13 protein-coding genes and 1 riboswitch are annotated in these 14,245 nt (G+C 58.2%); of the genes, 10 read left to right on the forward strand and 3 right to left on the reverse strand.

All coding sequences use genetic code 11. The features are described from left to right. The first annotated feature begins 261 nt into the window (after positions 1 to 261). The 5 genes from BS627_RS16820 to BS627_RS16840 all read left to right on the forward strand — a co-directional run bounded on the left by BS627_RS16820 (position 262) and on the right by BS627_RS16840 (position 6,595). On the forward strand, positions 262 to 1,338 hold the full coding sequence (locus BS627_RS16820) for an ABC transporter ATP-binding protein (protein ID WP_077984372.1): 1,077 nt from the start codon (positions 262 to 264) through the stop codon (positions 1,336 to 1,338). A gap of 52 nt (positions 1,339 to 1,390) precedes the next feature. Next, positions 1,391 to 2,641: an ABC transporter substrate-binding protein gene (locus BS627_RS16825; RefSeq protein ID WP_077984315.1), complete on the forward strand. Its 1,251-nt coding sequence runs from the start codon at positions 1,391 to 1,393 to the stop codon at positions 2,639 to 2,641. A 174-nt stretch (positions 2,642 to 2,815) separates the two neighbouring features. Next, a complete protein-coding gene (locus BS627_RS16830; protein WP_165691282.1) occupies positions 2,816 to 3,727 on the forward strand; it encodes a carbohydrate ABC transporter permease in 912 nt (303 codons plus the stop codon). 4 nt (positions 3,728 to 3,731) lie between these two features. After that, entirely contained in the window at positions 3,732 to 4,589 is an 858-nt protein-coding gene (locus BS627_RS16835) for a carbohydrate ABC transporter permease (protein WP_077984317.1), read from the forward strand. An 11-nt stretch (positions 4,590 to 4,600) separates the two neighbouring features. Then, the gene (locus BS627_RS16840; RefSeq protein ID WP_077984318.1) at positions 4,601 to 6,595 is read left to right on the forward strand and encodes an alpha-glucosidase; all 1,995 of its coding nucleotides are present in this window, start codon (positions 4,601 to 4,603) and stop codon (positions 6,593 to 6,595) included. A gap of 25 nt (positions 6,596 to 6,620) precedes the next feature. On the opposite strand, the gene BS627_RS16845 is transcribed toward BS627_RS16840, so the two are convergent. Together BS627_RS16845 and BS627_RS16850 are read right to left on the reverse strand one after the other, a co-directional pair. Next, positions 6,621 to 7,910 (reverse strand): pilus assembly protein TadG-related protein, encoded by a 1,290-nt coding sequence (locus BS627_RS16845; protein WP_077984373.1) that lies wholly within the window; start codon positions 7,908 to 7,910, stop codon positions 6,621 to 6,623. 141 nt (positions 7,911 to 8,051) lie between these two features. Further along, complete coding sequence (locus BS627_RS16850) at positions 8,052 to 9,374, reverse strand: Tad domain-containing protein (RefSeq protein ID WP_077984374.1); 1,323 nt, start codon at positions 9,372 to 9,374, stop codon at positions 8,052 to 8,054. A 184-nt stretch (positions 9,375 to 9,558) separates the two neighbouring features. Next, positions 9,559 to 9,661, forward strand: a riboswitch (TPP riboswitch). Positions 9,662 to 9,786: 125 nt separating this feature from the next. Between BS627_RS16850 and BS627_RS16855 the strand changes: the two genes are divergently transcribed. From BS627_RS16855 to thiD, 5 genes are read left to right on the forward strand one after another with little or no spacing between them, the layout of a single operon-like run. Beyond that, positions 9,787 to 10,572: an ABC transporter permease gene (locus tag BS627_RS16855; protein ID WP_077984319.1), complete on the forward strand. Its 786-nt coding sequence runs from the start codon at positions 9,787 to 9,789 to the stop codon at positions 10,570 to 10,572. Next, positions 10,569 to 11,519, forward strand: a complete 951-nt coding sequence (locus tag BS627_RS16860; protein WP_165691283.1) for an ABC transporter substrate-binding protein — start codon at positions 10,569 to 10,571, stop codon at positions 11,517 to 11,519. Before BS627_RS16855 ends, BS627_RS16860 begins: the two co-directional genes overlap by 4 nt. Continuing rightward, a complete protein-coding gene (locus tag BS627_RS16865) occupies positions 11,516 to 12,250 on the forward strand; it encodes a hydroxyethylthiazole kinase (protein WP_077984321.1) in 735 nt (244 codons plus the stop codon). The genes BS627_RS16860 and BS627_RS16865 overlap by 4 nt, the downstream gene beginning before the upstream one ends. Further along, positions 12,243 to 12,905 carry a thiamine phosphate synthase gene (gene thiE, locus BS627_RS16870; protein WP_077984322.1) on the forward strand — a complete coding sequence of 221 codons (663 nt, stop codon included), beginning with the start codon at positions 12,243 to 12,245 and terminating at the stop codon, positions 12,903 to 12,905. The genes BS627_RS16865 and thiE overlap by 8 nt, the downstream gene beginning before the upstream one ends. Beyond that, positions 12,902 to 13,699 (forward strand): bifunctional hydroxymethylpyrimidine kinase/phosphomethylpyrimidine kinase, encoded by a 798-nt coding sequence (thiD, locus tag BS627_RS16875; RefSeq protein WP_077984323.1) that lies wholly within the window; start codon positions 12,902 to 12,904, stop codon positions 13,697 to 13,699. The genes thiE and thiD overlap by 4 nt, the downstream gene beginning before the upstream one ends. Positions 13,700 to 13,731: 32 nt before the next feature. On the opposite strand, the gene BS627_RS16880 is transcribed toward thiD, so the two are convergent. Continuing rightward, positions 13,732 to 14,190 (reverse strand): Lrp/AsnC family transcriptional regulator, encoded by a 459-nt coding sequence (locus BS627_RS16880; RefSeq protein WP_003500727.1) that lies wholly within the window; start codon positions 14,188 to 14,190, stop codon positions 13,732 to 13,734. Positions 14,191 to 14,245 lie beyond the last annotated feature (55 nt).

The raw sequence follows: 14,245 nt of genomic DNA on the forward strand, positions 1-14,245 counted from the left end.
GAGCTGATTTTGCAGTTATATTTCTTTTAATCAACGGGTTAATAGTTTTTGATTTCTGTCAGAAATAAAATTGATACACTATTGATTTCCTTTTTATGAAAGGTAATATCACGACCTCAGGGAGACAGGCGTTTCGCCATCCCACGATATCGCCAGACAATCGGGATCGATTTTCGACGATGCGATGCGTGGAACTTGAAGGTTGATACCGGCAATGGCGTCCATTCGAATTCTGGACGCGCCGGTCGTGAGGAGGAAAATATGGCTTCGGTCAGCCTGCGCAAGCTGGACAAGAGTTACGGTGCGCTTCGCATCGTCAAGGGCATCGACCTTGAAATCAACGATGGCGAATTCGTCGTCTTCGTCGGCCCTTCCGGCTGCGGCAAATCCACGACGCTGCGCATGGTCGCGGGGCTGGAGAGCATTACCGGCGGCGAAGTGAAGATCGGTGACCGCGTTGTCAACAAGCTGCCGCCGCGTGAGCGCGACATTGCCATGGTGTTTCAGGACTATGCGCTTTATCCGCACAAGACGGTGCGTGAAAACATGGGTTTCAGTCTGAAAGTGCGCGGTGTCAGCGCATCGCAGGCCAATGCCAGCATCGATGAGGCCGCGAAGATGCTGGGCATCGAGCACCTTCTCGACCGGCGGCCCGGCCAGCTCTCCGGCGGCCAGCGCCAGCGTGTGGCCATGGGCCGCGCCATCGTGCGCCGCCCGCAGGTCTTCCTGTTCGACGAGCCGCTTTCCAACCTCGACGCTAAACTCCGCGGACAGGTGCGCACGGAAATCAAGCGCCTGCATCAGCAGCTCGGCACGACGATCATCTACGTTACCCATGATCAGGTGGAGGCGATGACGCTTGCAGATCGCATCGTCATCCTGCGTGGCGGCGATATCGAGCAGGTCGGTACACCTGACGAGGTCTATAACCGGCCTGAAAGCGTGTTCGTCGGCGGTTTCGTCGGGGCTCCGGCGATGAACTTCGCCCGCGCAAAGGTGAGCGGCGACCGGTTGGCATTCTCCGACGGCAATTCCCTGCCGATGACCGCCATCCGGCCATCGCGCGAAACAGGCCTCGACGGGCGTGAAGTCATCGTCGGCATTCGCCCGGAACATTTCGGCCCCGTCGAGGGCTTTGACACGCAGCTTGCGGTCAAGGTGCAGGTGGTGGAACCGCTCGGCTCGGACACGCTCGTCCATTTCAGCCTCGGCGATGCGGCGCTGACCGCACGTATGCCGCCGCATCTGCGGCCTGCTCCGAATGAGGAACTGAAGATCGGCGTCGATCCGTCCAAGGTTCATCTTTTCGACGCCGCGACGGAACGCTCGATTCACTGATTGCCGGGCGAAGAGACGCTGCGGCCAACAGGTTTAATAATGGGAGGAACACATGACATTTAAAACCACCAGGGGCAAAGCCCTCATGGGTGCCGCGCTTTGCGCAACCATGCTCGCCTTTTCGGGACAGGCCTTTGCCGATGCCGAACTGAAGATCTTCGTTTCCAGCCAGCATCAGCCGGATGTCTGGCGCAAGGCGCTCGATCAATATGAAGCGAAGACGCCCGGCGTGAAAGTGGTCATCGAGACCGGCGGCAACACCTCGGAAATGCAGGCGCAATATCTCAATACCGTCATGTCGGCCAAGGATTCGAGCCTTGACGTGCTGATGCTCGACGTCATCCGTCCCGCGCAGTTCGCCACCGCTGGCTGGACCAGCGATTTCTCAGGCAAGGACATGTCGGCCTATCTGCCGACCTATGCCGAAGCAAATACCGTAGACGGCAAAATCGTGGCGCTGCCCGCGTTTGCCGACTCCATGTTCCTCTATTACCGTAAAGACCTGCTCGACAAATACGGCCTCAAGCCGCCGACCACCTGGGACGAGCTGAAGGAAGCCTCCAAGAAGGTCATGGAAGGCGAAAAGAACCCCGAACTTCAGGGCCTGTCCTTCCAGGGCAAGGCGATCGAAGGCGCGGTCTGCACCTTCCTCCTGCCCTATTGGAGCGAGGGCAAGTCGCTGGTTGAAAACGGCAAGCTGAATTTCGACAACAAGGCAGCGGTGGATTCCCTGAAGCTCTGGAAGAGCTTTGTCGACGAAGGCATTTCCAAGAAGAATATTTCGGAAGTCGCGACCGACGACACCCGCAAGGAATTCCAGGCCGGCAAGGTTCTCTTCGCCGTCAACTGGTCCTACGCCTGGACCCATTTCCAGGGCAAGGAATCACAGGTGAACGACAAGGTCGGCGTTGCCCGTCTGCCGGCCGTCAAGGGCGGCGAGCAGACGACCTGCCTCGGCGGCTGGGAGTTCGGCGTTTCGGCCTATTCCAAACAGCAGGATGAAGCCAAGAAGCTGGTGGAATATCTCTCCAGTCAGGATGTGTCGAAGTTCATGGCGATCAACGCAGCGCTTCTGCCCACCTATGCCGCCCTCTACAAGGATGCCGACGTAACCAAGACGATCCCGTGGTTCGCGGACGCCCTGCCCGTCGTTGAAACGGCAAAGGCCCGTCCGGTTACCCCGCGTTACAACGAGGTCAGCGAGACGATCCGCACCACCGTCAATGGCGTTCTTGCCGGCGTGATGACACCGGAAGACGGTGCAAAGCAGATGGAAAGCCGTCTGCGGCGCGTTCTGCGCTAAACTTCAGGCCGGAAGGCGGCATGCTTGCCATGCCCTTTCCGGCCGTTTCGACGGACAGGAATAAAGCCGCCTGAAGGGCGCGATAAACGGGCCGGATAAGAACCGGTCCGATCGGGAGACGACGACGTGAATCCAGTTGCGGGAGTGGCAGACGTGACAATGCCGGAAAGAACCATGGTCCGGGTGGACGAAAAGCAGCTGCCGCGCTGGACGCGATGGCTCGATCTCGGCGACCGGTCGCTGGCCGTGCTTCTCCTAACGCCGGCGGCGATCCTGCTGTCGCTCATCATCGTCTATCCGGTGGCGCGGCTCGTCTATACCTCCTTTTTCAGCCTTTCGTTGACATCAGGGCTGCCGGCGGAATTTATCGGCTTTGAAAATTATACCGCCATGTTCGATGATCCGATTTTCTGGGAAACAACCTGGAATACGGTTCTGATCACGCTGATCACCGTACCGGGCGCGCTGTTCATGGGCCTTGGTCTCGCACTGCTTGCCAACCTGCCTTTTTCCATGCAGTGGCCGATGCGGCTTTCCCTTCTCATTCCCTGGGCGCTGCCGCTATCCTTTGCAGGTCTCATCTTCGCGTGGTTCTTCCATTATGAATATGGCGTGGTCAATGACGTGCTGAACCGGTTGGGCTTCGAAGGCATCATCTGGTTCAACTCGCCGAACTGGGCCTTTGCGGCCATCTGCCTGACGATCATCTGGAAAACTTCGTCGTTTATGGCGCTGATGATCCTCGCCGGCCTGCAGACCATTCCGCGCTCGCTCTATGAAGCGGCTGATGTGGATGGCGCCGGCAAAATCCGTCAGTTCTTCGAAATCACTCTGCCGCTTTTGAAGCCGTCGATCGTCGTCGCGCTCATCTTCCGCACGATCACGGCGCTGCAGACCTTTGATATTCCTTACATGATGACCGGCGGCGGCCCCGGCACATCCACCACCACGCTTGCGATGTATATTCACCAGAACACCGTCTCCTTCCTCGATCTCGGTTACGGTTCTGCGCTTGCTGTCATGATGTTTGCGCTTTCCATGTGCGTTACCGCCGTTTACCTCCGCATTATCAGGACGAAGGACTGATCCCATGAGCACCGTTGCCACCTCCTCCGGTCTGTCCTCCTTCTTCTCCGGCAAGCCGCTGCGTTTCATCGCCGCCTCCATTCTTCTGGTGAACGGCCTCTTCCCCGCGATCTGGATTCTCTTCACATCGCTGAAGACCGAAGCGGAATTGACCGCGAAACCCATTACCTGGTTTCCGCATGCGCCGACACTCGCCAATTACATGCAGGCCTTTTCCGACCAGCCGCTGCACCTCTTCCTGTTCAACAGCTTCATGGTGGCGCTGCTTTCCACCGCGCTCACCATCCTGATTTCGGTGCTGGCGGCCTATGCACTGGCGCGGCTGAACCTCAAATACCGGGCGCTGATCCTGTCGCTCATCATCGCCGTTTCCACCTTCCCACTGGTGACGCTGCTGGTACCGCTGTTCGAAATCATGCGCGCGCTGAACCTGCTCAACAGCTGGACGGCACTGATCCTGCCCTACACGGTCCTCTCTCTTCCGGTCTGCACGCTAATGCTCGTCTCTTTCTTCGAAAGCATCCCGCGCGACCTCGAAAACGCCGCCATGATCGATGGCTGCACCCGCATCGGCGCGCTGTTCAAGGTCGTCGTGCCACTCTGCGCGCCGGGCGTTTTCACCGCCGGCATCCTTGCCTTCGTCAATGCCTGGGATGAGTTCCTACTGGCACTCTCGTTCAACTCGAACCCAGCGCTCCGCACGCTTCCCGTCGGCATCCAGCTGTATCAGGGTGAATTCGCCTTCCCCTGGCCGGTCATTTCGGCAGCGCTGGTGGTCGGCATCGTGCCGGTTGCGATCCTGATCGTCATCTTCCAGGAACGGGTCGTCTCGGGTCTCACCGCCGGTGGTCTCAAGGGCTAAAAGGGTAAGTCATGTATTTCGAAACGACCAAAGACGGCTTCACGCTTGCGATCGGCAATCGCACAATCCTTTCCCATTCGACCGATAATCCGGCCTTCTTCGCCGGTTTCGGTAAAGAGCGAATGGACATGTATCGCGGCAATTTCGATATCGAAGACTATGTCATCGAGAGAACGGCCCTGCGCCATGCCGAGGTGAGTGGCGACAGCGTCACGCTCTCATCCGCGCCAGGACAGGCGCCGCGCCTTCGCCTGACGCTCGACGGCAACGCTATCAGGTTGACGGCGATGGACGAGACGATCAACCGCCTCTGGCTGCGCGTCGTCGCGGAGGCGGACGAGCATGTCTGGGGCGGCGGCGAGCAGATGTCCTATTTCGACATGCGCGGCCGGCGCTTCCCGCTCTGGACCTCCGAGCCCGGGGTCGGCCGCGATAAGACCACCGAAATCACTTTCAAGTCCGATGTCAGCGGCAAGGCGGGTGGCGATTATTACAATACCAACTACCCGCAGCCGACTTACCTGTCGTCGCACAAATACGCCCTGCACGTGGAGACAAGCGCCTATTCGGTCTTCGATTTCCGCAACGACGATTTCCATGAGATCGAAATCTGGGCCATCCCAGAAAAGATCGAATTCTTCGCCGGCGATCATTTCACCGATATCGTGTCTGCGCTTTCACTGCGGTTCGGCCGCCAGCCGGAATTGCCGGAATGGATTTATGGCGGTGCGATCATAGGGTTAAAGGACGGCGTCAACTCCTTCACCAGACTGGAGAAAATCCGGGCGGCCGGAACGAAGGTGTCGGGCCTGTGGTGCGAGGACTGGGTGGGTCTGCGCCAGACATCCTTCGGCGCCCGTCTGTTCTGGGACTGGCAGGCGAATGAGACCCGCTACCCGCATCTGCGCCAGAAGATTGCCGAGCTGGCCGATCAGGGCGTTCGTTTCCTCGGTTACGTGAACCCCTATCTCTGCGTCGACGGCCCGCTTTTCCCGGTCGCCGAAAAAGCCGGCTATTTCGCAACCGACGCCGATGGCAAAACGGCGCTGGTGGATTTCGGCGAGTTCGATTGCGGCGTAGTCGATTTCACCAATCCAGCCGCCGCCGACTGGTTCGCCGAAGAGATCATCGGCAAAAACATGCTCGATTTCGGCCTCTCCGGCTGGATGGCCGATTTCGGCGAATATCTGCCGATCGACATCACGTTGTCCAACGGCGTCGATGCCAAGCTGATGCACAATGCCTGGCCCACGCTCTGGGCCGAGGTCAATGCGAAGGGCGTCGAAAGTCGCGGCAAGACCGGTGAAGCACTGTTCTTCATGCGCGCAGGCTTCACCGGCGTGCAGACTCACTGCCCGCTGATCTGGGGCGGTGACCAATCGGTCGACTTCTCCCGTCACGACGGCCTTGTCACCGTCATCTGCGGCGCGCTCTCCTCCGGCCTCATGGGCAATGCCTATCACCATTCCGACATTGGCGGTTACACCAGCCTGTTCGGCAATGTCCGCACAGCGGAACTCATCATGCGCTGGACGGAGATGGCCGCCTTCACGCCGGTCATGCGCACCCACGAGGGCAATCGGCCGCGCGACAATCTCCAGATCGATCAGGATGAAACGATTCTTTCCCATTTCGCCCGCATGACATCCATCTATGTCGCGCTGGCCCCCTATCTGAAATCGCTCTCCGCGGAAGCGGCAAGAACAGGCCTGCCGGTGCAACGTCCGCTCTTCTTGCATTACGAAAATGATCGCCAGACCTTTGCGATTCAGGACTGCTATCTTTACGGGCCGGACATACTTGTCGCACCTGTGTGGAAAGCGGGTGAAACGCAACGCTCGCTCTATCTTCCGGGCGACGGTGAATGGGTACACCTGTGGAGCGGTGCGCATTATCCCGGCGGACACAACGTCACCGTGGCGGCGCCGCTCGGCGAACCAGCGGTGTTCTATCGTGCAGATAGCAGCCATCATCCGCTGTTTGAGCAGCTTCGCACAATCAACTGAACGATAGCCGAGGTCGTCCCTGTCATCACCCCGTCAGACGGGGTGATGTTATGGCCTTCTTGAAAAGCGCGGTCATCGCATCGCTGATGCCCTGCGACGGGCTAACTTCGAAGAACAGGCCCGGAGAAGCGCAGGACTGCATGCGCGTGCCGATTTCCGGCTGAAACGGCTTGATCCAGCTATTGTACCAGTCATTGGTCGGCAGCGGCAGGTAGGTGGTGTAGAGCACGGCGATGCGAAAACCCTTTTCTTTCAGCTTCGTGCAATATTTGACGTCGATCGGTTCCTGACAGCGGCCGCTCGTCGTTTTTTTGGTGCAGGTCGATGGCTTATAGCTATCGCCGACACCATCGGTCACGAAGAAGACGATCTTTTCCGGGCTCGCCGAACTCGCGCCCGTGCCGGAGGTGCCGATCTTGTCCCCGATCTGGGTCAGTGCCCGGTCGAAATCCGTCTGCTGGTCGTTGTTGAATCCCTGCTTGGGGATAGACATGAGATCAACTTCAGCGGCTTTCTTCTTCGCCGTCGCCAGATCCGACGTGAGCGGTACGACCTCAAGCAGCTTCGTATCTTCGGCTTTCTCTCCAAAGGAATAGACTGCCATGCGATATTGATTGCTGCTTTTGCGCATGGACTTCGCCGTGTCCATAAGGCTCGCTGTTGCCTTTGCGACCACATTGATGCGCGTCGTCACGCCGAGACTTTTCGCCTTGTAATAATAGCTGTTCGTATCCACGACACCGTCTTTCACGATGTGACAGGCGAAAGCACATTTGTCGCTCGTATTCGCGACCATGGTGGCAACGTCGGTTGGCGTGGCGCCGACGCCCATTGAGGGGGTGTTATCAAGAAGCACATAGAAGTCGCTGAATGTTTCCGTCTCGTATTTGGCGGTCGCCTTGCCCGAAACGGTAATGAGATCCTCCCCGAGTATCCGTGAAAGCGTCGTGTCAATGGAAGCCTTGAAGCTGACCGAGGATTCGATCGCGTTACCGTGCTTGGTCACCGACACATCCAGAGACAGAAGCTTGTAATCGGGATTGGACCGCTCATTGCTTTCAAAGAATGCGGAGGCGTCATCAGCGCCGAGCGAAATGACGCCATCGCCCGACATTTCCTTCGCCTTTTGAACACTCGACGATGTATCGGCAACCACCGCAAGGGCTGCGGCATCCGCTGCCATCTGCAGATCGGATTTTACGGCCATGCTGTGAGTCACATCCAGCGCAACGCCGGCCGTACCGATGAGCGGCACCAAAAGCAAAGCAGTTAGAATTCCGAAATTTCCTGATCTATCCTGCCAGATATTTTTCAAATCTGCCCCCATAGCGCTTTTGGAGACAGAACTTAGAAAAAGAATGTTGAAGGGCAGTTTCAAAGGATAACTAATTTTCGATAAATCTAATTTCCTAAATAACTAAATACCGATCCAACCAGCCTTCCGCTATGCTGGTCATCAGTTGGTCAGGCGTGGCGAGCTGATCGCCTTTTTAAAAAGCGCCGACATGGCCTCGCTGATGCCCTGCGAAGGACTGACCTCGAAGAACAAGCCAGGGGAGGCGCAGGCTTGCATGCGCGGGCCGATTTCCGTTTCGAATGGTGCGATCCAATTCTTGTAGTGAGGATTATCAGGAAGCGGCAGATACGTCGTGTAAAGCACGGCGATACGGAATCCTTGTTTCTTGAGGTTGTCGCACAGCTTGGTGTCTATGGGTTCCTGGCAGCGTCCATTCCAAATCTTTTTCTTGGTACATGCGGCCTTTGCAGCATCGGCCACGCCATCCGACACGAAGAACAGGATTTTTTCAGGTGTAGCGGAACTCGCGCCATTCCCCGATGTTCCCATCTTCGGTGTGATTCTCGTCAGTGCACGGTCGAAATTCGTATGCTGGTCGCTTTTGTAATGATGGTCTGGAACTGACATCAACTCAATTTCTTTGACCTTTTTTTTGGCCCCCTGCAAATCCGAGGTGCGCGAGACAATTTCCGGAAGGTCTTTGTTAAAAAAGGCATCCTCTGCTGTCTTTCCAAAAGTATAGACCGCAATGCGATACTGGTCGGGTCTTTTGCGAGTGTCCTCGGCAGTATCCATTAAGCTTGCGGTTGCCTTTGCGACCACGTCAATGCGCGTCGTCGCGTTTATGTAACCTCGGGCCTTCGGATCCTTGTTTCTGAGCCGGAAATAGCTGCTGTTGGGATTGGAAGACCCGTCTGGCAATGAGAGATGGCAGGCGAACTCACAACCGAGGGCAACTTTCATCGTTTCCACATCGGCGGGCGTTGCGCCGACACCCATGGAAGGCGAGTTATCGAGCAGCAGATAGAAATCGGTATAGGTTTCCGTCTCATATTTGGCAGTTGCACTGCCGGAGACAGTCAGGAAATCCTTTCCCAGTACTCTGGAGAGCGTTGTATTAAGCGAAGCCTTAAAACTCACTGACGATTCGATCACGGTGCCATTCTTCTTCACCTGTACATCGAGCGCCAATAGGCGATATTCCGGGTTCCCTCGCTGATTGCTGTGAAAAAAAGCCTCAGCCTCTTCCTTTCCGACCGAAATGACGCCGTTGCTGGCCATTCGCCGTGCAGCCTCGGCACTGGCTGAACTTTCCGCAACCACGGCCAGAGCCGCAGAGTCCGCTGCCATCTGAAGATCGGATTTCACGCTCATGGCCCGAACGACATCCAGCGCAACGCCGGCAGATCCGACGATCGGTATGATCAACAGAGCACTAAGAATTGCAAAGTTTCCAGACTTGTCCCGCCAGATGTTTTTCAAGCTCATCTCCGAATTATCAGAATTCGGATGAGGTTTATTTGAGTGCCGTTGCGATATAGTTTATCGATATAACTAATTTACAATAAATTCGGTATTACTAATAACTATATTTAAGTAATATATATACGACCCATGATCTGTCAGCGGAGGCCGTTGACATTTTTAGATCTTGTCCTACAAAACAATCTCTTCCGAGGGGAGCACCAGACGGTGCTGAGATGGCGTTGAGCCGGACCCTTGAACCTGATCCGGGTCATGCCGGCGTAGGAACGGAACTGTCGCGCCCAAGGGGCGCCGCCCTTTCTCTTCTTCGCTTTGCCTGATCTCCGAGATTGCCACATCTGGAGACGAGTGACGATGCTGAAACCTTCCGCCCTTCGCACACGGTGCGTCTGCGTCTGAGGTCCGGCTCATGCGTGCCACCCATGCACTGAACGGAGTCGGTCTTCTGCTGGTTTTCTGGCAGGCGGGAACGTGGCTGTTTTCACCGCCCCGCTATATCCTGCCATCGCCCGCCGATGTCGCTGGCGCGTTCTGGCGTCAGCCGGGCTTCCTGTTCGGGCAGGCACTGGTAACGCTCGGCGAAATGGCCCTCGGGCTTGTGGCGGGCGTCGCCGGCGGCATTGTCGTCGCTTTCACCATTGCCGCCATCCCGCGCCTCGGCCGCCTCGTCTGGCCCATGGTTCTGGTGTTGCAAGCCTTTCCGGTCTTCGTGCTCGCCCCCATCCTCGTCCTCTGGTTCGGTTTCGGCATGGCTTCGAAAGTGGTCATGACGGCTATCATCATATTCTTCCCCGTCGCCTCCGCTTTCACGGATGGCCTTAACCGCACCGATCGCGCCATCCTCGACGCCGCCTCGCTGACTGAGGCGAGCCACTGGCAGATCCTTACCCGGTTGCGTGCGCCGCTGGCGTTGCCCTCGCTGATTTCAGGCCTCAGGCTCGCCGCGCCGCTTGCCCCGCTCGGCGCCGTCATCGGCGAATGGGTGGGCGCATCGGCCGGGCTCGGGTTTGTGATGATCCAGTCCAATGCCCGCATGCAGACCGACACCATGTTCGCCGCCATGACCATTCTGGCCGTCATGGCGGTGCTGCTGCGGCTCGTCGTCGACTTATCGACAGCCCATCTGGCTCCCTGGGCCAAGGAAACAGAACACACCATTCCTTTCAGATACTTGCGGAGACTTTCGGCACCATGAAACGAACTCTTCTTTCCCTCGTCGTCGCAGCGGCAAGCGTACTAGCACCCATGCAATCTGAGGCGGCCGACAAGCTCACCATATTGCTCGAATGGTTCGTGAACCCGGATCATGCGCCGATGGTGGTCGCCAGGGAACGCGGCCTGTTTGCCGATGCCGGGCTGGAGGTGGAACTGGTTCCGCCCGCAGACCCCTCCGCCGTGCCGCGCCTCGTCTCGGCAAAGCAGGCCGATATCGGTGTGCATTACCAGCCGAACCTCTATCTCGATCACGACGCCGGCCTGCCGCTCGTGCGTTTCGGTACGCTGGTCGAAACCCCGCTCAACACTGTCACCGTTTTGGCCGATGGTCCGATCAAGAGCCTGAAGGACCTGAAAGGCAAGAAGGTCGGCTTTTCCGTTTCCGGCTTCGAAGACGCCATGCTGAAGCGCATGCTGGAAAAGGACGGGCTGACGAAGGACGATGTCGAACTCGTCAACGTCAACTTCTCGCTCTCGCCGTCGCTGATCGCCGGCAAGGTGGATGCCACGCTGGGTGGCTTCCGCAATTTCGAGCTGACGCAGATGAAGCTAGAGGGACATGAAGGCCGCTCCTTCTTCCCGGAGGAACATGGCGTGCCGGCCTATGACGAGCTGATCTTCGTCACCCATCGCGATCTCGTAAAAGACGGCCGCCTGCCGCGTTTCCTCTCCGCGGTGGAACAGGCAGCGATCTTCATCACCAACCACCCGCAGGAAGCCTGGCAGCTTTTCATCAAGGCCTATCCGAACCTTGATGACGCGCTGAACAAACAGGCCTTCTTCGATACGCTGCCGCGCTTCGCCAAGCGCCCCGCCGCACTCGACCGCGCGCGTTACGCCCGTTTCGGGGCTTTCATGCAGGAGATGCAACTGATCAAGCAGGCGCCGGCGGCGGACGACATTGCCGTGGAACTGCAACAGCCATGACCAGGACTTATCCGACAGCAACAAAGGCCGCCGACATACTGGAGCGCGTGCGCAACACGCGCCCGCGTGTGCATTGCCTGATGAACACCGTGGTGCAGAAATTCACCGCAGACGGCATCACCGTCGTCGGTGGCATTCCTTCCATGACCACCTCGCTCGAGGAAATCGAGAGTTTCGTGGCCAAGGCAGATGCGCTGACTGTCAATCTCGGCACGCTGGATGCCGAACGGCGCAAGGTCATCCGGCTGGCGATCGAGATCGCCAACGCATCCGGCAAGCCGTGGATCGTCGACCCCGTGCATTGCGACTACTCACCGTCGCGGCTGGAGTTCGCGCGCGAACTCATCGCACTTTCCCCGACTATCGTGCGCGGTAATCACGCCGAAATGAGCCTGATCGGCGATGTGCCTGATGTGGTGAGGATCGAGACCGGGCCTGTGGATCACCTCAGCGACACAACCCGCAGCGTCAGGATCGTCAACGGCCATCCGTGGATGGCGAAGGTGACGGGAACGGGCTGCCTTTCGGGCGGCGTCATCGCCGCCTTCATGGCGGTGGAAAAGGACGCGTTGACAGCGGCCGCCGCCGCCCTTGCGGTCACCGGCGTCTCCGCCGAACTTGCGGCCAAGCACGCCGGAGGCCCCGGCACCTTCGAACCGGCGTTTCTGGATGCGCTTTCCGAGATTTCCGCCGGGGACGTCACAAATCACGCGAGGATAGAGCATGAATAAGGTTGATTACCGCCTCAACGCGCTGGTCGACGCTAGCCTTAGCGATGTCGCGCCGCTGCCGGAGCTTGCTCTGGCAGCCGCACTCAATGGCGCGACTATTCTGCAATATCGCGACAAGCACGGCTCGACGCGGGAGATGATCGAAAACGCCCGCGCCATTCATGAGGCCATCGCCGGCACCGGCGTGCCGCTGGTCATCAACGACCGGGTGGATGTGGCCCTCGCGTCGGGCGCCGATGGAGTACATCTCGGCGCCGACGACATGGACGCCAAAACCGCAAGGCGCATTCTCGGCGAAAAGGCGATCGTCGGCCTCACCGTCAAAAATCGCACCGATGCCGAACGGGCAGCCTCAATGTCCGTCGATTATGCTTGCATCGGCGGCGTGTTCGAAACCGTTTCCAAGGTCAATCCGGACAAGCCGGTCGGCATAGACGGTTTTACCACGCTGCGCGCCCTTTTGAAGGAGTGGAGGCCGGATATGCCGGTGGGCGCTATCGCCGGAATCGATCTTGCGCGTGTGCCGTCCGTCATCGAGGCGGGCGCAGATGGTGTCGCGGTCATTTCCGCCATTTTCCGCGCGGGCAATATTGCCAGCGCGACCAAGGACTTCCGCTCCGAAATTGACGCCACGCTGAAAGCGAGACAGCCATGACAGCCATTGCATTGACCATTGCCGGTTCCGACAGCGGCGGCGGCGCAGGTATTCAGGCGGATATCAAGACCTTCTCCGCACTCGGCGCCTATGCCGCCAGCGTCATCACTGCCATCACCGCCCAGAACACCAAAGGCGTGACGACGGTCGAGGATGTTTCGGTCGCCACCATTATTGCGCAGATGGATGCGGTATTATCCGATCTCGCCGTCAATGCGGTGAAGATCGGCATGGTATCGCGGATCGAAACCATCGCCGCCATCGCGGAACGGCTCCGGCGGCAATCGCAGCCGGTGGTGCTGGACCCGGTCATGGTAGCGACCTCCGGTGACAGGCTGCTGCATGAAGACGCCATCGAGACATTGCGGCGCGACTTGCTGCCGCTCGCGACCATCGTTACGCCGAACCTGCCGGAAGCGGCGCTGCTGACCGGGACCTCCATGGCGAAGACGGATACCGAGATCGCCCAGCAGGCTGAATTGATCCTGAAGGCGGGCACAAAAGCCGTGCTCATCAAGGGCGGCCATGGTGATGGGCCTGAGAGCACGGATTATCTGTTTGCAGATGGCGCCATGCAGGCGCTTTCCGCGCCGAGGGTCGAGACGAAAAACGACCACGGCACCGGCTGCACACTGGCGGCGGCGATTACGGCTCATCTTGCAAAGGGATATGAGTTAAGGGAGGCGGTTGAGCTTTCGAAGGATTATCTGAATGGGGCGCTCGATGCCGGGCGGGGCCTTGCTGTTGGGCACGGGCGGGGGCCAGTGCATCATTTTTATCGGTGGTGGGGGTAGTGACGCGAGGACAGAGGGGGTGGCCGCATACACTACCGCGCCTTCGGCGTCGCCAGCACATTCCGGATCGCAAAGCTCGAATGAATGCGCGAAACCCCTGGCAGTTTCGATAGGATTTCCTTGTGAATCCGCTCGAAATCCCCCGCACTTTCCGCCTCGCAGCGCAGGAAATAATCCGATCCTCCTGTCATCAGATAACATTCGCGGATTTCCGGATATCGCCGCACCGCATTTTCGAAACGGTTGAGAAAATCCTCCGTCTGGCGGTCGAGCGTAATCTGCACGATGACCGAAATCACCTCGCCGCCAGCAAGGCCGCTGGTCAGCGCCGTATAACCGCGGATGATCCCTTCCCGCTCGAGAATATCGACGCGGCGAAGGCAGGCGGACGCAGATAGCCCGACTTCTGCTGCCAGTTTCGCATTGCTGATGCGGGCATTGAGCCGAAGCAGACGGATGATATGGCGGTCAGTCGCATCGAGTGACGACATAGGAAATTCCAATAATGAGAGTAAAATTGCTCTATTATGTAATTTGTCGCATATT

Origin of the sequence: Agrobacterium salinitolerans (assembly GCF_002008225.1) — a bacterium.
Classification (GTDB): Bacteria; Pseudomonadota; Alphaproteobacteria; order Rhizobiales; family Rhizobiaceae; genus Agrobacterium; species Agrobacterium salinitolerans.